The sequence below is a fragment of the Kitasatospora sp. MAA4 genome, assembly GCF_029893355.1.
Taxonomy (GTDB): Bacteria; Actinomycetota; Actinomycetes; order Streptomycetales; family Streptomycetaceae; genus Kitasatospora.
The window spans coordinates 26,644-46,352 of record NZ_JARZAI010000029.1; the positions used below are offsets into that span (position 1 = coordinate 26,644).

Sequence of the window (19,709 nt, forward strand, 5' to 3'; positions counted from 1 at the left end):
GAATGTCGGCCATGTCCAGCGGGTTATTCATATGTTCCTGATAGAGGATCTCCCTCACAAGCCGGTCAGAGCGAGCCGGGGCCAGTGTGCGAGGAATGGGGTCAAGTGCGCGGGAGTCCTGTACGTCCCCGAGGGGCATCCGAAAGTGTGTCGTCTGCGGTGAGCCGCCCCGCGGTTGCCTTTGTCGTCGGTACACGGCCCGAAGCCATCAAGCTCGCGCCGGTCGCGGTTTTGCTGGGGCGCTCCGATTGGGCCAAGCCGAACATCATCTCGACGGGGCAGCATGGCGCAACTGTCGCCGAGACCTTGCGTGGGTTCGGGTTGGAGCCGGATGTGGAGTTACGGCCGGTCCGCGACCTGCCGTGTGTCGGCGGGCTGACGTCGTCCCTGTTGCATGTCCTGGCTGCGGAGTTCGGGCATCGCAGGCCCGAGCTCGTGGTCGTCCAGGGCGACACCAGTTCGGCGCTGACCGGTGCTCTGGCAGGGTTCTTCGCCGGGATCCCGGTGGTGCACCTGGAGGCGGGCCTTCGTTCGCGGGACATCACCTCGCCTTTCCCGGAGGAGGGGAATCGTAAGCTGATCGCTCAGATCGCGGCTCTGCACCTGGCTCCGACCACTACCGCACGGGACAACCTGCTGGCCGAGGGGATGGACGCCGCCTCGATTGTGGTCACGGGCAACACGGTCGTGGATGCGCTGCAGAGCTCACTTGGCGCAGCGGCGCCGTACAACGATGGGGTCCTGGAAGCAGCGGACCGCTCGGGGCGCCCCCTCGTCGTCGTCACCGCCCACCGCCGGGAGAACTGGGGCGCCCCGATCGGCCGTATCGCAGCGGCCGCGGCGATGCTGGCGCGGGCGAACCCGCAGCTGCTCGTGGTGGTCGCCGCCCATATGAATCCCGCCGTGCGCGCCACCATCGAGCAGCCGCTACGCGCTGTGGCCAATGTCCATCTGACCGGTCCGATGGGGTACGCGCCGTTTGCGAGACTGCTGGCGCGGGCACGTCTCATCATCACGGATTCGGGCGGCGTCCAGGAAGAGGCCGCCGCGTTGGGCGTCCCGGTGCTGGTCACCAGGGACACCACGGAGCGAACCGAAAGCCTCGATGCGGGTCTGTCCCAGCTGGTGGGAACACGCGAAATCGATATCGTCACGGCGGCCGGCCACCTGCTGGCCGGCGACCAGGCCCCGGCAGGGCGGTTCGACGGCGCCAATCCCTATGGCGACGGCCGCGCGGCGCAGCGCTCCGTTCAGGCGTGCCGGTGGCTGCTCGGAAAGGGGGAGCGACCCCACGACCTCGCACTGACCTCGCTGCACCACTGAACGGCTGACACCTTTCCCAAGTATCAGCAAGCAAGCCGGGCTCCGCGGTCGTGCCCTGTGATTCGCGCCCCGTGAACGCTGCCGGTCCCACGTGGATCTGCGCTCCCGACCGATGCGGTCTTGGCGACGGGTGAAGAGGAATTCAGCGGTCGCTGGTATGAGGCTGTCCTGGGTCGTCGGGCCGACTGGCAGTCCCGGCCGAGAGTCGGCCGGTTTCCCAAGTCCCCTGCTTCTCAGAGAAGGAAGTTGTCTCACATGTATCCAAGGCCGATTTTGACAGGCGGTGGCGCGGCCGGTGTGTTGGCGGCCACAGGTGTGAATATCGGGATCGCCCTCGGCGCAAGTCTGGGCCTTATCGTGGCGGGGGTGTTCGTGGCCCGCCGGGCCGCTTTCGCCCGGAAGTCTGACCGGTGAGGCTGCCCGCACTCCTGCGCACGGGGGTGGAACGGCCTGCGGCGGTTGTCGTCTTCGCCGCGGCGGTGGCGATGTTGGTGTGGTCCGCGGCGTTTCGCGCGGCGGAGTCGGCCCTCGCCGCGGTGATGTTCAGTCCGTTCAGCGACACGAGTGCGGTGGGGTCGCTGGCCATCGTCTACTTCGGGGTCGGGGGGCCCAGGGCGTTCGGGCTGCAGATCACCCCTGAATGCAGTGCCTGCCTGGTCATCGCGCCGTTGGTCATGCTCTGCGCGGTGGTCTTGTGGACGCGCCGGGTACCGGCACGCCGCGTCCTGGAAGGTGTCGCCCTGGCGGCTCTGATCATCGTGGTAAGCAATCTGCTGCGGGTGGGACTGATCGCCGCCCTCATGTCGAGGCTGGGCCTGACGACGGGATACCAGCTCGGGCACCTGGTCCTGGGATCCGTGGTGAGCCTGCTCTTCATCGCGGCCGGCCTCGTGGTGGTGGCCTGGCGCATCAGTGCCGGCTCCACGGAGAAGAGGGCAACGTGCTGAGCGACTACTGGCACTTCTCGGTCGGCCTCGCCCAGGCGCTGGCCCTCCTGATGAGCACCACCTTCCTGTGCTACGTCTTCATCATCCTTCGGCCCTATCTGCGCCACAAGACCCAACCCGAAGGCCGTGCACAGGACTTCGTCTGGCACCTGTTCGTGCCGTGCCGCGACGAGGCGGCCGTGATCGACGCCACGCTGGACAACCTCCTGAGCGCATTCGATGACGCCCACGTCTGGGTGGTCGACGACGCCTCCACCGATGCAACCGCCCAGCTGGTGCGCAGCCGCATGCGGGACTGCGATCGCCTCCACCTGGTCAGCCGCACCTTCCCCGAAGCCCGCCAGGGCAAGGGACCCGCGCTGAACGCCGCCTACGCCGCACTGGACCAGTCACTGGCCCCCGACGCCGACCGCTCCAAGGTGATCGTGGGGGTCATCGACGCCGACGGGCGACTGAGCGCCAACTGCCTGGACGTCTGTGCGGCACCGCACCACTTCGGAGACGAGCAGGTCGGCTCCGTTCAGGTGGCCGTACGCATGATCAACCGGGACGACCCCCGACCACGCCCCGGCGGCCGCATCGCCAACTGGTGGGGCCGCCTCCTGGTGCGCATGCAGGACCTGGAATTCCGCTGTGCGATCTCCGCGCTGCAGATGACCCGCAAGTACACCCGCACGGTGGGACTGGGAGGAAACGGCCAGTTCAGCCGCCTGTCCGCGCTGGACGACGTCCGCCGTGCCTACGGAACCCCCTGGCACGGCGCGCTGCTCGAGGACTATGAGCTCGGCGTCCACCTCATGCTGGTCGGCCATCGCAATGCCTACACCGTCGACGCCCTCGTCGATCAGGAAGGCCTCCCCGATCTGCGCCGCCTGCTGACCCAGCGCACCCGCTGGGGCCAGGGCACCATGCAGTGCGCCACCTACATCCCCCAGCTGTGGAACTCCCGCAAGATCCCCACTATCGGGGTCCTGGAAGCCACTTACTACCTGCTTCAACCGTGGATGCAGATCGTGGGAACCGTGGTGTACCCGGTACCCATGATCATCGTGGCCTGGAACGTGATGGCCGACTGGACCGCGATGAGCGGATGGTTCCTCGGCGGCGGCTGGATGCTCCTGCTCCTGCTCATCGCGATGGGACTGGGCCCCTTCCTCCTATGGGGACCGATCTACACCCGGCGCTGCGAACCGGGCATCGGCCTGCTGCGCGGCCTGGGGTTCGGCCTGGCCTACACCGTGTTCATCGCGACGTTCTACGTGACTTCCTGGCGGGCGCTGCTTCGCATCCTGCAAGGACGAACGGGCTGGTCCAAGACCCGCCGCAACGCAGAAATCGGACACCCTGGCCCCGTGGCCGTTGAGGCCTGACCTCAACAGAAAGGCACCACCATGAACCGCAGACGCAAAATCGCAAGCTCCGCCGCAGTCGCCGGCATCGCCGCGCTCGGCCTCCTGGCCGGCGTCACCCAGGCCAACGCCGAGCACCGCGCCCAGATGCCCCCGGACGCCAACGCCTACGTCCTGCAGGCCGACGTGCTGGGCAACCTCGCCGCCGTACCCCCCACCCCGCTCTCCACCTGCCCGCCCGGAACGGGGTCCACACAGACCCTGCTGGGCCTGAACGCGGGCCCCTTCGCCACTACCTCCCTACTCACCGCGCAGACCGGCTGCGACGTCGCCGCCGGCACCTCCAACTCCTCGGCGACCGTCGCCGACGTGACCGCGAACCTCGCCCCCATCCTCGCCGGAACGTCCCTGCACGTGACGGGCGTCAACTCCACCTGCACCGCCCCCGCGTTGCCCGGCCAGCCCACCGGCAGCGGAACCATCGCCAGCGGAACGGTCGATCTCCTCGGCCTGCCCGCGATCACCCTGGCGGCGAGCGCGTCGCCCAACACCATCGTCACCATCCCCAACGTCGGCACCCTCGTGCTCAACGAGCAGACCCGCAGCGGCAACACCCTCAGCGTCAACGCCGTCCACCTCACCGTGCTGGGAACCGCCGCCAACGTCATCATCGGCCATGCGGACTGCGAGGGCGCCCCGCCCACCCCGCCCGTCCCCATGATGTCCAAGTCCGCCGCCATCGGCGGCGGCGTGACAGCAGCGGCAGCCGCAGCCGGAGGCGCCGTCTTCCTGCGCCGCCGCGAGAGCTCCCTCTCCTGAGCCCGGCTTGACCTCGACCCCGGCGAGGACACCTCGCCGGGGTCCTTCGTGCGCTCGAACAACGCTCTTTCTTGTCCCCGGTGAGATCGAGCACGTGGACGTCCGCGCCCGGATCCACCAGGGCCTGGTGGAGCACCTGGTGCTGACCCTCGGCGGGGACGGCTTCATGGCATTGGGCATCATGAACCGGATGAGCGGCTCGACCGAGGAGGTCCTGGACGCCGTCCGGTCCGGCAAGACCCTCACCGCCCACGACGCCCTGCGCACCCACGAGTTGTGCGAGCTGATCGTGCAGCGGGTGGGGGAGTAGCGGGCTGAAGTTCCACCGTGCGGTTGGACACTCTCCGTCTGTGCAGGGGCCGAGTGGCAGGTCATCGGTGTGCTGACCGTGCCGAACTGGCTGACCGGCGTGTCGCCCTGCACCGACCCCAGGCCCTTACCGTGGCCGCCCCGCAGAGCCATGCGATACCCAAAGGTGACATCCCGTCACTTTGTGTAGGTTTCCATGCGTACGACGCCGGGGGGTTGGGCATGGTCAGCGCCAGGGGCCGTCGCGGTCCCTGCGGTTCGCGTCCACAGCGGGCCGCGAGAATGTGCCGGTCCAGCGAAGAGGAACCTTTATGACAGGCCAGACGCCCGACGCCGCGCAGCAGCAGGTGCAGTTCCCCATCAGCGAGTCGTTCACCGGTACAGCCCCGGCGAATCCGCACTGGCAGCTGCTGGGCAGCGCGCGGCTGAACGAGGGCGCCCTGGAGCTGACGCCGAACACTGCGTCGAAGGCGGGTACGGCGTTCCTGGACCAGCCGTTCTCCTCCTCGCTCGGGGTGAGCATCGACTTCGACTACTCCTGCGAGGGCGGCGGGGCCCAGGGTCTCGGGGACGGGTTCAGCCTCTACCTGATCGACGGGAGCCGCACCACGGAGCCCGGGGCCCGCGGCGGGGCGCTGGGCTACTCCTACATCAAGGACGGCTCGGTCAACCTTCCCGGCGTCACTGCGGGCTATGTGGGTGTCGGCTTCGACAACCACGGGAACTTTGCCGCCCCCTCCTGCGGTACCGGCGGTCCCGGCCGCAGCCCTGACACGCTGGGCGTGCGCGGCTCCGGGGACCTGCTCACGGGCTTCGCCTGGCTGGCCGGTGTCGAGGTGCCGGGCGGGTTCCGGGGCGGCTGGCAGGCGGGGGCTCACCTGCAGGTGACCGTCATCGGCGGGCGCCTGACGGTGCGGCGCTCCAGCGCCTCGGACCCCAACGGCGCGGTGCTGATCGAGGATCTCGACCTGGCCACCGGCCCGGGCCAGGTACAGATGCCCGCGACGTTCAAGCTCGGGTTCGCCGCCGGCACCGGCGGCGCCACCGCAACCCACCGCATCCGCAACCTCGCCGTCGCCCTGCCCGTCGCCATGCCGCTGGAGATGAGCGGCCCGCTGACCGCCAAGGCCGGCCACCGGATCTCCTACACCATCGGCGTCCAGAACCACGGGCCCAACGACGCCCCCGACGCCGTCGTGCGCGGAGAGCTGCCCGTCCAGCTGCTCGACGTGGAGGTGACGTGCCGCGGGGAGAACGGCGCGGTGTGCGGCCCGGGATCCGCCATCGACGGCGATCTTCAGCAGCCGCTCAGCCTGCCCAAGGGCAGCAAGGCGGTGATTACCGTGAGGGGCACCGTCGCCTCCGACTACGAAGGCGACTTCACCGCCACGAGCCGGATCACCTCGGCCACCCGAGCCAACACCGCGGCTCAGCAGTCCGGCCAGGTCACCACCAACGCCGAACTGCCGCTGATCACCGTCGACCAGAAGATCGCCGGGCAGTGGGACCAGACCTGGCCCGAGGACGCCAAGGGCTGGCTCGTCAGCTACAACCTCACCCTGGCCGCCAACGAACACCGCGTGGTGGCCTGGGAGATCGCCTTCGACGTCCCCGCGCGCACGCGCGTCAACCCCGCGCAGACCCAGTGGTACCGGGTCATCAAGGACGGCCTGGAGGGAACGGTCGTCCTGGGCTCCCCCAGCGGCGGCGGCCACACCATCGACCCCGGCACCCCGCTGCCCGTCGACGTCCAGCTCCTCTACCCGTCCCAGTCCGAAGCCGGCGACGGCCGACTCCGCGGCCTGTACGCCGTCGAGGTCGAAAGCCCCTGACCCCGAAGAAGCGGCTATCTCTCGGAGCACACGGCCCGGACGTGGGTAATCGTTCGGGCCGCCCAACCCGTTTGAAGTGATGAAGAGTCGGAGCACCTTGGACTCACGCTTACTGGGGATGGACGGCGTTCACTGCGGCGCGCGCCTGGTCTTGGTCGACGAAAGTTCGTCCGCGAGCTGCTCCGCGCGCGAGGTGCCCTTCCCCGCCAGGACGACGCTCTCGCCCCCGGCGACCAGACGTCGGGCGAGAGCACCCCCGATACTGCCGACGCCGACGATTGCGGTGGTCATCTCCGAGCGTTCCTCTCCGTTGACGTTGCCCCGGGTCAGGCCGGTGGTGACGGGCTGCTTCCTGACGCTACGGCGCCGGGTGGGCCTGACTGGTGCGCCGCGCACTGCGGGGGGACTGGTCCGCTGATTCGGACCAGTTGAGCCGGGCCACTGGTCACCGGTACTGACAACGGCCCTCGGGTCCAACGGTGTGGAGGACGGCAGCGACGGGGGCCGGCGGTCACGGGACCGCGAGCACAGCTTTGCTGCGCAGGGTCCCGGCCTGCAGCTGCGCGTGAACGTCTGCGGCGTCCGCGAGCGGTCTGACGGTTCGGTCGCGCAGTATCAGGTTGCCGTCGGCCAGTTGCTTCATTGCTTCGGTCAGCGCCGCCGGGATGTCAGCCGGGACCGGTCCGGAGAGAGCGGCGCCGAGGTGCTCGGCACTTGGATTGGTGAGCGTGATGACGCGCTGGGGACCGCCGGCAAGTTCGACCGCTGTTTCCAGGTCGCTGGCGCGCGCTGCGTCCATCACCGCGTCGACGCGTCCGACGGCCGAGCGCACGGCGTCGGCCAGGTGCTTGCCGTACTCGACGGGGATCGCACCGAGGTTCTCGGCGATGGCAAAGTCATCGGGTCGGACCGCAGCGACGACTCGGACGCCGCGCGCGACGGCGAGCTGGGTGGCGATGGTGCCGACCGAACCTGTGCCGCCGAGCAGCAGCAGGGTCTCTCCCGGTGCTACGCGCAGCAGGTTGAGCACACGCACCGCGGCTTCACCAGAGGACGGCAATGCCGCCGCGGCGTCCCAGTCGACCGATGGCGGCTTGCGCACCCAGTAGTCGGCCAGCACGAGTTCGGCGTAGCCGCCGAGCCCAGGCAGGAAGACCGCGACCTCGTCACCGGTCGAGACATCGGTGACTGCGCTTCCGACGGCATCGACCACCCCTGCGGCCTCGAAGCCGAGCACCGCGCCCGCAGACGCGGGGTAGACATTGCGCAGGTGCCCGGATCTGATGGCCAGATCCGTGGGCCCGACACCGGCGAAGCGAACGGCCAGGCGGATTTGGGTCGGGCCCGGGTCGCCGATCTTGATGTCGCCGAGCTTGAGTACTTCGGGAGGTCCGAAATCGGTGAGCAGGACTGCCTTTGACATGAGGTCCTCCTTCTGGAAGGTCGTGTCGGTACTGCGTAGGAGTAGTGCGGAGCGCGCGCTGGAGCCCGCGCCCGCGGCTACTGCTGTTCTTCGCCGCCGTCGGCGAAGAGTTCGCTGCCGGTGACGAAGCTGCTCTGGTCGGAGGCGAGAAACAGCACGGCGTTGGCGATCTCGTCGGGGCGGGCGGCTCGCCCCAACGGCACTCCGCTACCCAGTTGGGCGACGAGGCCGTCGGCCTGGGCTGCGTCGCCGGCCAGGCCGCGCAAGCCGGCGGTCTCGGTTGGGCCGGGCACGATCACGTTGACCCGTACGCTTCGACCGGCCAGCTCCACCGCCCACGTCCGTCCGAACGATCGGATGGCGGCCTTGGTCGCGGCGTAGACGCCGAAGGCGGGAGTGCCGCTGGTGGCGGCAGTCGAGCCGGCCAGGATGACCGAGGCGCCCCCGTTCAGCAGCGGTAGAGCCTTTTGCACGGTGAACACCGTGCCCCGGACATTGATGGCGAAGGTCTGGTCGAAGTGCGCGGCGTCCAGTTCTTCGAGCGTCGCGAACGACCCACCACCGGCGTTGGCGAACAGGACGTCCAAGCCGCGACCGCGTTGAGCGATCTCCGCGTAGACCGCATCGAGATCGCCCAGGTCGGACACGTCGCCGCGGACGCCGACCGCGCCGTGGCCGATCGAAGTGAGCGCCTGATCGAGCTCGGCTTGGCGGCGGCCGGTGACGAACACGTGGGCGCCCTCCTCGGCGAAGCGCTGCGCCGTTGCGAGCCCGATCCCGGATGTGCCGCCGGTCACGAGGGCCGTCTTGCCTTCAAGCTGGTTCATCGCTCTCCTCCGCTGCGGATTACGTGACATGTCAAGCATAAGCCTGGGGCGGATCACAATATTCCTGGCGCCACGCGGAGGGTGTGAGAATGGGCAGACGAGCCGATGACGGCTGGACCGAGGAAGGCCTGCACGTGATGCCCCGCAAGCGGCCCGCACCCGAGCCCGCCACAGGATGGCTCGACGAGGAGCAACAACGGGCGTGGCTGGCCTACATCAAGGTCCAGCTGCGGCTGGTCTATGAGATGAACCGACAACTACAGGCCGACAGCCGCATGTCCCTCGCCGACTGGGACGTGCTCACGGCGCTCGGCGCAAGCGAATCTGCGAGCCTGACCGTCACTGCCCTCGCCGCCCAGATCGGCTGGGAGAGAAGCCGGCTGTCCCACCATGCGAAGCGGATGGCGGGCCGAGGGCTGGTCGAACTTGCGACTGCCAACTCCGACCGGCGAGCCACCGAGGTCCGCCTGACCGCCGAGGGCCGCGTCACCCTCGAACGGGCCGCCCCCGGTCATGTCGAGCTGATCAAGCGGCTGTTCTTCGGTGGAGTTCCCCGCGAGCTGCTGGACCCGCTGAGCACCGCACTGGAATCCGTGTACGCGAACCTCCTCGCACACGGATCGCTCCCCCCACCAGACAGCCTCTACGCAGACGGTGCCGCCGTCGATGCTGTGCGCGGCGCCGGTGATGGCGCGGGCGCCGACTAGGGCAGAGCAGTGACATGGCCTGAGCCGCTGCCAGGTCACCCGCTGGCGCGCGTGCTTGGCCCGCTCCCCGAGGAGCCCTTGACGGTCTGCTGCTGCGGATCGCCTACCGACTCGGCCACTGACTGCGCCGCGCTGCCCACCTCGCCCGACACTTTTCCGGCCGCATCCCCTACGTGACGTTCGCCAGCAACCTGCCCGTGTCCACCGAACGTTCCTGCCGGCTATGGCCCCTGCCATCAGCGGCTGGGTCGGTTCAGCCGCCTCAAGGTCGATCGTTTTGCCGGACTGGCCCTACCTTCCGAGGAGCGGCTCAACTGTGCGTGCACCACAGCAGGATCTGGGTGCAGGTGGGTGAGGCGGCCGCGGTCGGGCTGGGCCGGGTGGAGGTCGGCTCTGCCGACGGAGTCGGCGCGGGACTGTGCGAGTCGGTGCGGCCGGGTGCGGGCGCATCGCTCGTCGGGTGGGTCGACGGGCTGGCCGACGCGGAGTGTTCCGCGGCGCGGCTTGCCGAGGCCGTGCGCGAACCGGGCGCAGGGTGCTTGGTAGGCGACGCGCTGGGTGGCGCGCCGGCGGGTGACGGACCGGCGGGTGACGCACCGGCTGTCTCGGCGCCGGCGCCGGCGCCGTCCGTCGGCGCGACCTGACTTGCGGAGGGCGAGGTGGCCGGCGCGACCACGCCGTTCGACCCGGACTGCAGCGCCACCGTGCTGACACCGGCCACCGCCAGGCAGACAGCGACGACACCGAGTGCGGCCTGCCACACCTTCAGCGACCTCCGCTGGGGCTGGGCCGGGGCGTTGTCGACCTCCTCGCCAACCAGTGCCTCGGCATTCGCCACGACGGGTATCGGCACGACGGGTATCGGCACGGTGGGCATCGGGGCGGTAGGCGTCGGGGCGTCGGGCGCAGGCGCCGCAGTTGTGGGGACTGGCGCATCGGGGACGGGCGCGGTGGACTCCTGCGTGGCTGGCTCCGGTTGCTGGGCCTCGACTATGGCGGACTCGGCGTCGGCTATGGCGGACTCGGCCTCGGCGGAGCTGGGGCCGGGCGAACCCGCAGCGGCGGGTCTTGCGGGTGGGGTGTCCATGCGATCTTTCCGTAGCTGGCGCGCCACCACATCTGGCTGGTGGTTTGCTCCGATGGCACACGGATCCGTGTGTTCAGGGAGCCTATTGACCAGGCTGTGGAGAAGGCAGACTCGATTGGTGAGACTGTTGAAAAGATCGCACGCAGCAGATGTGCTGACTGCTAGGGGCTCAGTTGCACCAGAAGAGGAACTGGGTACAGGTGGCCGTTGGTGACGGCGTCGGCTTCGGCTTCGGCGTTGGCGTCGGCTTCGATGTCGGCTTCGACGTCGGCGAAGGTGGGGCCGGCGAGGGCGAAGCGGTACCCGGGTGGGTGCTGGTGCCGCCCAGCCCGGGTGTGGTGGCCGGCGGCTGGGCGGCGGCCGGGTTCGAAGCCCCGGAGCTTGCGGACGCGCTGGCGGAGCCGGACGCGGCGGGGGAGGAACTCGGGCGAGCCCTGCCGGTCCGCTGCGCTCCCGCTGTCGGCTGCCCGACCAGCTGCACGGAGCTGGCACTCGCGCTCGCACCGTCCGTCGCCCCGGGCAGCCCCGTGTCGGGAGCGGAGGCGGGAAGCGCGGGGCCGTCTGATTGGCCCGATGACATCGCCACCGTGCCTAGGCCGCCCCCGGCCACCAGGCCGACCACCGACAGAACCAGCATGCTGCGTCGGCGGCCCGACTTGCGTCGCTTGTCGCGCCGCCGGTCGATCGCCCGACCCGGCGACACCGGGGCACTCGCGAGAGGCTGCTCGACCTGCCACGGCTCCTCGAGCGGCGGCCGGGCAGGCAGCCGGCCATGGGACCGAGTCGGCGGCATGGCTGCCATGGGTGGACCGCTGGCGCCGCATCCAGGGCAGGACAGCGCCCCGTTGAGGTGGCGTCGACAGTACTCGCAGTAGTCCATGCGATCTTTCCGTAGGTGCCGCGTCACCGGATCCAGTGTCATCGCGAGGGCGGCGGTAGATACCGTCGCGTGGAGGAGCGTAAGCAGCACCCTCGCCCGGGCAACAGGCGTGCCCTGTGATGCTTCTGGAGAGATCGCGTGGACCTGCAAAGTGGGAGGTGTTGCGCGGTCCGGATCGCGGGGCTGAGCTCGCCCATGCGGATCAGGGCTTGGAGCGCGTCGCGGAAGAAGTGGAAGCCGTCGCCGCCGTTGGCGATCGGCAGCACGAGGTCGGCGGCGAGCGCGACGACGAACGGCAGGGCGGGGCGTCGTCCTGCTCGTCTTCGGCCGTCATCGTCCAGGAATCCCGGCGTCCTGTCGCGCGAAATTCGCCGCCGGCTCACGAGGCACAGCTCCGTGGGTCAGGCCCATCGGCCCCCGGAGAGCTGCTGGACCTTCTCGTCGAGCGCGTTCGTCACCGTTCTGTTGATCATTCATCAGATTGTGCCAACTCCCGATTGGCACACGGTCGGGCCGAATTACTGCCCATATGCTCATTGGCGTTGCTCGGCAGAGGGTGGCACTCGTCGCGTGTCGCACACGCGCCCCGCTCGTCCCAGCAGTAGTGCGCTGCTCGGGACGCGTGCGGGATATTCAACTGGGAGTGGACATGGCCTCTTTGGGTCGTAAGACCGTCACGGTGATGGCAGCGGCTCTGGTGTCGCTGAGCGTGGGGGGCGGCGCCGTTGCGTCGGCGGCGACCCCGCCGGCCTCGCGGTGCAGCAACGCGGACTGCACCAGCCTCCAGCCGGTCACCATCGTCGCCAGCCAGGGCTCGCTGAACGTCACGCAGATGCAACTGGAAAACATCAGCACGACCGTCGTCGACGCCCTCTCCGGAGAGCCCGTTTGCGGTGTTCAGGTCCAGTTCTACACCACCGGTGGCCGACTGCTGGGGGCGGCCTACACGAACCACAGTGGCGTCGCCGCGATCTCTGCGCCGGAGAACCTCGGCCCTGGCACAGCCCAGGAGTTGCTGGCCGGCTACGACGCTGTGCTGCTCGGTGACGGCGTCCACGCGCCGGCCAGTGCGCATGGGGCGATCACCGTCGGGGACGATGGCAGCCTTCTCTTCAGCGACCGTCGGCTCAAGCAGGACGTCGTCCCGGTCGACTGGAGCCGTTAGAGGTGCGCATTTTCCGCCGCCGCTCCAGGGCGGCTGACCGCAGTGCCCCGGACCGTCGTTCGGTCGGCGCGCGGGTGAGTGGCGCTGTGGCCGCCCAGGACTGGCACGCCGCCTTCGGGTTCAACCGGGACGACACCACCATCCCCGTCGTCGACGGTCTCGGCGTCTCCCTGGTGTGTATCCAGGCCCTCAACCGCCGTATCGACGAGTTGACCGCAGCCGACTTCGTCAGCGAGACGGGAGCATGGCCGGCCCGCCGGTGGGCAGCGGGTTCGGCAGCTCGGGCGCGCGCTGGCTGTAGTCCGGTACGCAGGTCGGGACCGTCCAGTAGACCGCCATCCCGAAGGGGCCCGACCTGGAGTGCCCCGGGGGGACCTCCAGCACCAGCGTCGTCCCTGGCGGCATGGTCTGCGGTGTGAGCCGCACCGCGAAGCTGCCGTCCGAGGAGGTCACCAGACTCTTGCTCAGGATCTCCGGTGGCACCGCACCGCCGTCCGCCGTGCCGTGCTCGGCCAGATAGGTCAGCACCGGATCCGGCACCATCACCCCGTCGGCCCGCGGGCAGCTGCTGGGCGAACTCTCCTGCAGCACCACGAACCGAATCCCCCGGGAGGCCAGGTCCCTCTGCAGGCTGGGGATCCCGTCCCGGTTGAAGAGCTTGACCAGGATCTCGCCGTCGGCCCCCTTGCTGACCGCATAGGCCGCCGATCCCGGCGACGTGTCGTGCCCCAGCACCGGATAGGCGACCAGACCCGCCGTCAGCACCGCCAGAGCGCCTGCGGCCAGCAGCACCCGGGGCCGCCGGGCCCGGGTCGCCCGGACGTCATTGGGCGCGGCGGCGGCTGTGGCGGCGGGTGTGAGCCGATCCGCCGCGAGAAGGGCGAGCTGCTCCCCGAGCCGCTCCTGGAATGCGCTGGGCCTGTCGTTCACTGTGCAACCTCCAACTGCGGAACCGGGACAGGGGTGGGGCCGCTCTGAACAGCCCCCAGCAGCCGGCGCGCCCGGTGCAGCCGGACCCGGACGGTGGCGTGGGTGATGCCCAGCGCCTGGGCGGTCTCCGCCGTGCTCAGGCCGTCCAACGCCACCAGGTCGAGGACGGCGCGCAGCGGCTCGGAGAGCGCGGCGTGGCGGTCGGCGAGCGCGCGGACGGCCTGCTGGGCGTCGATCCGCTCCTCCAGGGCGGCGATGTCCTCGTCGTCCAGCAGCCGGCGCCCGCTGAGCCGCGCGACGGCGCCCTGTTCGCGGATCCGCCCTCGGGCGTGGCCGGCGATGACGTTGCGGGCGATCCCGTACAGCCAGGCGATCGGCGCGCCGCGGTCCGGTCGGTAGCCGTCGGCGGCCTCCAGAGCGGCGACGAAGATGTCTGCCGTCAGATCGGCGGCCAACTGCGGGTCGGCGACCCGGCGGGTGACGAAGCCGAGGATGGCGTCCACATGGTCCCGGTAGAACTCGCCGAACTTCTCCGGTCCGGCGATCCCGGCCGGGGGATGCCCGCGTTCACGTCGGTTGCTGCGCTCTCGTCCGAGCACGGCGGCCTCCTGTCCGAGGGACCCTGGGTGGGTCCCTTCACTCGTACTTGGTCGCCGGACGGAAAAGCGTTTCATCTGATCGGTCGGCTTCCCGTCAGCCGACCAGGTCACCGGTCGCAACTCCGCTGTACTGCGCCCCTCCGGGCGGCTGCACCAGGCGGGTGGAGAGGCGAGCCCCCTCGGCGAGGCGACGCGCCTCTCTCCCGCGCCCGGTAGACGCTGGAGGAGGCAACCGGTTGCCATGCCGCTGAGTCGAGGAGGTTGGGCAATGAGGTTCATTCAGATCATTGAGTTCAAGACGAGTCGCATTGACGAGTTCAATGCTCTGCTGGACAGCTGGGTCGAGAAGAACGAGGGAAATCGGCTGGCGACGCGGGCCGTGCAGACGCGCGACCGTAACAAGGAGAACGTGTATCTGAACATCGTGGAGTTCCCGTCGTACGAGCAGGCGATGGAGAACTCCAAGCGCCCGGAGACGACGGAGTTCGCGGCACAGCTCATGGCTCTGTGCGATGAGCCTCCGCTGTTTCGCAACCTCGACTTGCTGAATGAACGGACCTTCCAGGACTGAGGCCGGTCCCCCTTTTCGCGCCCCGGCGGCGTGTTGGTGGGCTCGCACGACGGTCGAGTCGACCGAAACGAGCCAGTCGATGTCGCCGGCCGCGTCGGCCTTCGCCTGCGCGGCCCGCAGCATCCGGTCGAAGGTTCCGTCCCCGGCCCACCGCCGGAAGCGGGTGTGCGGGGAGGCCCAGGATCCGTACCGCGGCGGCACGTCCCGCCAGGCCACCCCGGTCTTTCCACACGATCCCGTTCAGCACCGTCCGGTCGTCCAACCGCGGACGACCCATGCCGGACCTGGGAAGCAGCGGCTCCACCAGGGCCCACTCGGCATCGGAGAGCTCATGGCGACGTATCGCCGCACCATGATCCACCACCCAAGATCACTTTGACGACACTGCCTAGCGCCCCCGATGCACCGGATAACGCAAATGGAGCACCCCGTCACCTTGGATGACCACCTCGGGATCGTCGAGCATCAGGTGGCCGTTGGCGAGCGCCCCGAAGTACGGCTTCCCCTGGCCGAAGACAACCGGCACGATGTCGATCGCCACGTGGTCGATGAGCCCCAGCGACAGCGCCTGCCCGCCGACCTCTCCCGCGCCCACGGCAATCTCCCCCTCGCCGGCCAACTCCTGTGCTCGCGCGATTCCCTCCTCCACCGAGGTGGCGAAGCGGTACGACGCCTCCGGGTGCCAGCCCGTCGGCCGCTGTCGGTGCGACACGACCACGACGTGTTCGCTCGCCGGCGGGTGGCCCTCCCAGCCGTTGGTCAGGTCGAATTGATGCCGCCCGATGACCAGGACCTTCTGGCGCGACCACATGCCACGCACGTAGTCAGCCGAGGCCGCTGAGACCCGGAATGCCGCACCGTGAACATCGGCGTGGTCTTCGTCGACGAGGGAGTGGGCGCCCTTGAAATACCAGTCGTGGAGCGGCCCCACATCGTCGCGCTCATCGGCAATGTAGCCGTCAAGCGAGGCCACTGCATGCAGGTACGTCGCACCCATGCCTACTCCTCCTTCCGAGAAGAGTCATCACCCAGCCTCCCGCCGAACTGAGGAACTTGCACCACCTGGGCGAGCAGCTCGTTCGTACGGCGCTGCTCGGCGCCGAGCGCGGTAGTCCAGATGCGGGCCGGCGGGGTGGCGCGCACCCTGGTTCCATGAGCGCATACATGCCTGCGACGGTCTTCTTCCACCAGCGGGTCGAGATCGAAAGCACCGTCTACCAAGGCGAGATGGAGAACCTCGAAGTCGCCATGGAGGACCGGTGGTTGCATGTGCGAGTCGGGACAGACGGAGAACGGGTCCACAGCTTCCCCCTGCCCATGATCGCCTCCGTGGCTTGGGACAGGACCGAACCAACGGCGCCGCCGTTTGTCGCCGGCAGGCCTCGCTGAACGTCTACGGCTGGCACTCGATGACTGTGACGGCCCTGTGCTCGCACAGCTTCGGCGAAGTGACAGGTACCTCATTGACGCACAGCACCAACGCCGGTCCCGAGAACAATCTCGGAGACCGGCGCCACTCAAATGCAACTATCAGTCACATTCGCTGGCCGGCGTCTACGGTGCGGTCCGGGGCCCGTGGGGTGCCCTCGTCGGGGCGACGTGGGGGCGGCGTGGCGTCTCAGCTCTGGTCGCCGGTGGCGACTGCGGTGAAGAACTGCACGGACGAGGCTTGGTCGTTGAAGCTGCTTCCGTTCAGGTCCAGAGCCTCGCCGGGGAAGAGCGTGACCGCGGTGTTTTTGTAGTCGTAGTCCTGGAAGACTCGCACGACGGACTTCGTGTTGTTGACGAGGGAACTGGCGACGTCGTCGAAGCAGTAGTAGTCCAGGTGGGGGACGTCGCCGTTCACCACGACGACGCGGGCTGCGGCCGCCGCAGTTGTAGTCGAAGTTGTCGTACAGACAGAAGTAGCCGGCCTTGCAGGCCTCGCGGCCCTGGCTCATCCGTATGTTCACATCCGCCGACGCGGGGTGGCGGCAGTGATCACGGTGGCGAGCACCGACAGCACCGACAGCACCGACCAAGCCAGCCCGACATGCCATATCGGCACTACCGTTCTCGAGTTCGCCGCCTCCGCAGGCCTGGACCGCACCGACTGCGCATCAGCCTCTCGCGGAAGCAGGTGGGCCTGGGGACCGGCGGCGCTGTCGCCCTCCGGAGCCAGAGCGCTGCACTAGCGCCCGCTGAACGGGGACTCAGCAACGGTGACAACCGTGAACTGGGCTATCGCCAGAATGGTCCCGACGATGACAGCAGCGCGGCCGACGCTTTGCTTGGCGGCGATCAGCAGCAGGACGGCGGTTGGACAGAAGAAGGCGCCCAGCGGGAGCAAGATGATCGCGTACGGGCCGGTCAGCAGCACGGTGCAGGCCATCAGACCCGCGACGGTCCAGCACGTCCAGCGGAACACCTTCCATCCCCACGCCGCCAGCGGCAGCAGCGTCACCGCGATGAGCAGGAAGGACAGTATCTGGTCCTCCGTACGGTCCGCCCACAGGTACTTCCAGATCCACGGCACCCACGTCGCCCCGGCCAGCGCGACCAACAGGCGAGCCCGGGTGCGGTCAGACGACGGCCGCGCCTCGGCACGACGTGGACATGGTTCAACGGACATGAGAACGCCCTCCCGAAACCTACATTTGAACTTGTTCAAATGTACTTTCCCCGGCCCCCACGGCGAAAGCCCGGCTGTCGATACCGGCCACCCTGCGCGAGTGGGCCAGGACGCATCGCGAGGCCGCACGGCGCGCCGCGGGGACCGTTCTCGCCGAACACGCCGGGCGACTGTCCGCGCCTACGACCTGCTACAGATGTTCGGGCCCGAGGGCCGCCCGACCCCGCTGGGCCAGGCGTTCACGGAGTACGGGCGGATCGCAAGGACCCTGCACCTGCTCCGTGTGGTCGACCCAGTGGACGACAGCTACCGCCGGCAGATGAACCGCCAGCTCACCGTCCAAGAGTCCCGCCACAAGCTCGCCCGCGACACCTGCCACGGCAAACGCGGGCCGGTCATGCAGGCCTACCGCGACGGCCGGAAGGACCAGCTCGGCGGGCTTGGCCTGGTCCGGCGGGTCGCCGGCCGAGCGGCAGTGCCCGGATGCCTCGGGTCAGGCTCGCGCTAACCCGGTGGCCAGCACTGGAGGACGGAATCAGCTGACTGAGAGTGATCCGTATCATCCGCTCATGTCAGGGGCAACCGTTGATGCTCCCGCTGCGGCACGCCGGGCCGCTGTACGGCTGCGGCGGCTGCGGACTCCTCACGTGGGAGTAGTTACTTGTCGCCACGAGCGTGACCGTCAGGTACAGCGCGGCCAACACCTGCAACCCAGCCGTCCAGGGCGCCCGGCGCCTCGCTGCCAGTGCGGCGCCGACCAGCAGGACGACGATCACCGCGATGGTCCAGTGTGTCTCCCATCCCGCGTAGTCGGGACGCGGTGGGCACCGGGGTGCCGGCGCGCGCCGCGGGCGAGTCGCCCCATGCCCGTAGCTGGATCATGAACAGCCCGACGAAAAAGAGAAAGCCCTCGACCAGCACTACGACCACACCCAGCGCGAAGTCGGCGTAGGGCGATCTCGGTTCGGGGCGGCGCTGCGGACCGTTCGAAAGGAATGCGGGTGCCTCGCTCATGGCCCTCATTGTCCCCGAGCCAGGCCCTGCCCGCCTGAGTATTGCACTCAACTCGACGCCCTGTCCGGCACCTTGAACCGAGGCCCCAGGCACACCACCCGCCCCGAGACCGCCTGACGGCGATCTTCTGCGGACGGCCGGCGTCAGTGGGGCGGCGCGACCGCGGTGCCCCAGGCCCGCTCGATCTCGCGGGCCGGAAAGGGCGTTCGCTTGCTCTCGGTGAGCAGGCGGCGGCTGAACTCGCCCATGAGCAGGGCAGCCTGGGCGTGTCGGTCGATGATCGAGGCGATCTCCTGTGGGACGCCATCGGGCTGCCATCCCGTGATCCACTTGCGCAGGAACGCGTCGTGGTCCATACCGCCGCGCAGGTGATCGGGCAGGTGGTGGCGGAGCAGATGACTCGCAGTGTGGCAGCGGTCGTAGGCGAGGTGGTCGGAGAGGAACTTCGCCTCGGTTGCTGACAGTTCGAAACCAGAGCTCAGGGCGAGTCCGAAGTCCGCGAAGTAGAGCAGTCGACCGTCGGTCAGGACATTGGCGAAGTGGGCGTCGAAGTGGACGAGTCCGTGCGAGCTCATGAAGGCAGTGCCGCGCGTCAGAGCCTCCTCCACCCACGGGTATGGTGCGCCCGCTTGACCGTCCGGCGCGGCGGTCCGGTGGTCGTGCAGCCAGTTGCCGAGCGTCTGCGGGATGTGTTCCAAGAAGAGCACCAGGCTGGACGAAGACCGGCCGATGGCCTCCAACCGCTCGCGCACAGCCGATGAGCCCTCCCAGTGCGCGACCGCCCCGTCGATGCCCCCGAAGTCGTCAGCGAACCCCTCGGGAGGGGAGTCCGGCAGGATGCGCCAGTGGTACATCAACGGAAAACCCTCGTACGCGTTACCGAGGACCCAGTTCGTGGTCATCACGTGCACGGCCAGCTCTCGCCAGGCCCCGAACCCGGCTGATCCCACCCCATACTGGTAGAACAGCGGCAATCCGAACAGGTTCGCCGTCGACAGCACGTTCTCCGGCCGCAACTCGGTGTCCGTCAGGGGGACCCGCTTGACGAACACCCGCGTGCCATCGATGTCCAGCTCCGCCGACCTGCCGCCGATGCCGGACCCGAGCGGGGCCGCGGCGGCCACGACCTCGCCGAGCCGACGGTTGCTCAGCAGGGACAGGCGCGTGGCCACGGTCCCATAAGCGGCGAGCCGCGCGGCATACCGGAGGTCCGGGTGGTGCATCGACGACTCTTCGGTGCCTTGAACCAAGACTTCGGTGATCTCGTGCACGTGGTCGAGCCTATCCGCCACGCCTGCAGAAGGGGCAGGTACTCG

Annotated in this window: 20 protein-coding genes and 3 pseudogenes; 11 read left to right on the forward strand and 12 right to left on the reverse strand. The window is 69.0% G+C overall.

The features are described from left to right. Positions 1–159 precede the first annotated feature (159 nt). The 6 genes and pseudogenes from wecB (at position 160) to P3T37_RS30200 (ending at position 6,579) form a co-directional block, all read left to right on the forward strand. Positions 160–1,323, forward strand: a complete 1,164-nt coding sequence (gene wecB / locus P3T37_RS30175; protein WP_280727073.1) for a UDP-N-acetylglucosamine 2-epimerase (non-hydrolyzing) — start codon at positions 160–162, stop codon at positions 1,321–1,323. 410 nt (positions 1,324–1,733) lie between these two features. Further along, a complete protein-coding gene (locus P3T37_RS30180) occupies positions 1,734–2,270 on the forward strand; it encodes a hypothetical protein (protein WP_280727074.1) in 537 nt (178 codons plus the stop codon). Beyond that, positions 2,264–3,640, forward strand: coding sequence for a glycosyltransferase (locus P3T37_RS30185; protein ID WP_280727075.1), 1,377 nt, complete (start codon positions 2,264–2,266; stop codon positions 3,638–3,640). Before P3T37_RS30180 ends, P3T37_RS30185 begins: the two co-directional genes overlap by 7 nt. A 21-nt stretch (positions 3,641–3,661) precedes the next feature. Continuing rightward, a complete protein-coding gene (locus tag P3T37_RS30190; RefSeq protein WP_280727076.1) occupies positions 3,662–4,438 on the forward strand; it encodes a choice-of-anchor P family protein in 777 nt (258 codons plus the stop codon). A 67-nt stretch (positions 4,439–4,505) separates the two neighbouring features. Continuing rightward, positions 4,506–4,748, forward strand: a pseudogene (locus P3T37_RS30195) (gfo/Idh/MocA family oxidoreductase); the annotation flags it as partial. Positions 4,749–5,058: 310 nt separating this feature from the next. Continuing rightward, positions 5,059–6,579 (forward strand): hypothetical protein, encoded by a 1,521-nt coding sequence (locus P3T37_RS30200; RefSeq protein ID WP_280727077.1) that lies wholly within the window; start codon positions 5,059–5,061, stop codon positions 6,577–6,579. Between the two features lie 129 nt (positions 6,580–6,708). Here P3T37_RS30200 and P3T37_RS30205 read toward each other — a convergent pair whose 3' ends face one another. The 3 genes from P3T37_RS30205 to P3T37_RS30215 form a co-directional block, all read right to left on the reverse strand. Then, a complete protein-coding gene (locus tag P3T37_RS30205) occupies positions 6,709–6,870 on the reverse strand; it encodes an NAD(P)-binding domain-containing protein (protein WP_280727078.1) in 162 nt (53 codons plus the stop codon). A gap of 220 nt (positions 6,871–7,090) precedes the next feature. Next, positions 7,091–8,002 carry an NADP-dependent oxidoreductase gene (locus P3T37_RS30210; protein ID WP_280727079.1) on the reverse strand — a complete coding sequence of 304 codons (912 nt, stop codon included), beginning with the start codon at positions 8,000–8,002 and terminating at the stop codon, positions 7,091–7,093. 77 nt (positions 8,003–8,079) lie between these two features. Then, positions 8,080–8,829: an SDR family oxidoreductase gene (locus P3T37_RS30215; protein ID WP_280727080.1), complete on the reverse strand. Its 750-nt coding sequence runs from the start codon at positions 8,827–8,829 to the stop codon at positions 8,080–8,082. An 89-nt stretch (positions 8,830–8,918) separates the two neighbouring features. On the opposite strand from P3T37_RS30215, the gene P3T37_RS30220 reads away from it, so the two are divergent. After that, positions 8,919–9,536: a MarR family winged helix-turn-helix transcriptional regulator gene (locus P3T37_RS30220; protein WP_280727081.1), complete on the forward strand. Its 618-nt coding sequence runs from the start codon at positions 8,919–8,921 to the stop codon at positions 9,534–9,536. A gap of 310 nt (positions 9,537–9,846) precedes the next feature. Here the strand turns inward: P3T37_RS30220 and P3T37_RS30225 are convergent, their stop codons facing one another. Next, the gene (locus tag P3T37_RS30225; protein WP_280727082.1) at positions 9,847–10,623 is read right to left on the reverse strand and encodes a hypothetical protein; all 777 of its coding nucleotides are present in this window, start codon (positions 10,621–10,623) and stop codon (positions 9,847–9,849) included. 1,529 nt (positions 10,624–12,152) lie between these two features. On the opposite strand from P3T37_RS30225, the gene P3T37_RS30230 reads away from it, so the two are divergent. Further along, positions 12,153–12,668: a hypothetical protein gene (locus tag P3T37_RS30230; protein WP_280727083.1), complete on the forward strand. Its 516-nt coding sequence runs from the start codon at positions 12,153–12,155 to the stop codon at positions 12,666–12,668. 228 nt (positions 12,669–12,896) lie between these two features. Here P3T37_RS30230 and P3T37_RS30235 read toward each other — a convergent pair whose 3' ends face one another. Both P3T37_RS30235 and P3T37_RS30240 read right to left on the reverse strand, forming a co-directional pair. Beyond that, positions 12,897–13,598: a hypothetical protein gene (locus tag P3T37_RS30235; protein WP_280727084.1), complete on the reverse strand. Its 702-nt coding sequence runs from the start codon at positions 13,596–13,598 to the stop codon at positions 12,897–12,899. Next, a complete protein-coding gene (locus tag P3T37_RS30240) occupies positions 13,595–14,197 on the reverse strand; it encodes an RNA polymerase sigma factor (RefSeq protein WP_280727085.1) in 603 nt (200 codons plus the stop codon). Before P3T37_RS30240 ends, P3T37_RS30235 begins: the two co-directional genes overlap by 4 nt. A 268-nt stretch (positions 14,198–14,465) precedes the next feature. Here P3T37_RS30240 and P3T37_RS30245 point away from each other — a divergent pair, with 268 nt between their 5' ends. Continuing rightward, positions 14,466–14,768 carry a hypothetical protein gene (locus tag P3T37_RS30245; RefSeq protein ID WP_280727086.1) on the forward strand — a complete coding sequence of 101 codons (303 nt, stop codon included), beginning with the start codon at positions 14,466–14,468 and terminating at the stop codon, positions 14,766–14,768. A gap of 6 nt (positions 14,769–14,774) precedes the next feature. Here P3T37_RS30245 and P3T37_RS30250 read toward each other — a convergent pair. Both P3T37_RS30250 and P3T37_RS30255 read right to left on the reverse strand, forming a co-directional pair. Continuing rightward, a pseudogene (locus P3T37_RS30250) lies at positions 14,775–15,132 on the reverse strand (IS5 family transposase); the annotation flags it as partial. 24 nt (positions 15,133–15,156) lie between these two features. Beyond that, positions 15,157–15,765, reverse strand: coding sequence for a dihydrofolate reductase (locus P3T37_RS30255; protein ID WP_280727087.1), 609 nt, complete (start codon positions 15,763–15,765; stop codon positions 15,157–15,159). 155 nt (positions 15,766–15,920) lie between these two features. Between P3T37_RS30255 and P3T37_RS30260 the strand changes: the two genes are divergently transcribed. After that, positions 15,921–16,157, forward strand: coding sequence for a hypothetical protein (locus P3T37_RS30260; protein WP_280727088.1), 237 nt, complete (start codon positions 15,921–15,923; stop codon positions 16,155–16,157). A gap of 229 nt (positions 16,158–16,386) precedes the next feature. On the opposite strand, the gene P3T37_RS30265 is transcribed toward P3T37_RS30260, so the two are convergent. Continuing rightward, positions 16,387–16,614, reverse strand: a complete 228-nt coding sequence (locus P3T37_RS30265) for a peptidase inhibitor family I36 protein (RefSeq protein ID WP_280727089.1) — start codon at positions 16,612–16,614, stop codon at positions 16,387–16,389. Positions 16,615–16,938: 324 nt separating this feature from the next. Further along, entirely contained in the window at positions 16,939–17,310 is a 372-nt protein-coding gene (locus P3T37_RS30270; protein WP_280727090.1) for a hypothetical protein, read from the reverse strand. Between the two features lie 238 nt (positions 17,311–17,548). On the opposite strand from P3T37_RS30270, the pseudogene P3T37_RS30275 reads away from it, so the two are divergent. Next, positions 17,549–17,830, forward strand: a pseudogene (locus P3T37_RS30275) (Tn3 family transposase); the annotation flags it as partial. Between the two features lie 206 nt (positions 17,831–18,036). Here P3T37_RS30275 and P3T37_RS30280 read toward each other — a convergent pair. Next, the gene (locus P3T37_RS30280) at positions 18,037–18,393 is read right to left on the reverse strand and encodes a hypothetical protein (RefSeq protein ID WP_280727091.1); all 357 of its coding nucleotides are present in this window, start codon (positions 18,391–18,393) and stop codon (positions 18,037–18,039) included. Positions 18,394–18,536: 143 nt separating this feature from the next. Next, positions 18,537–19,616, reverse strand: coding sequence for a protein kinase family protein (locus P3T37_RS30285; protein ID WP_280727124.1), 1,080 nt, complete (start codon positions 19,614–19,616; stop codon positions 18,537–18,539). Positions 19,617–19,709: the final 93 nt, after the last annotated feature.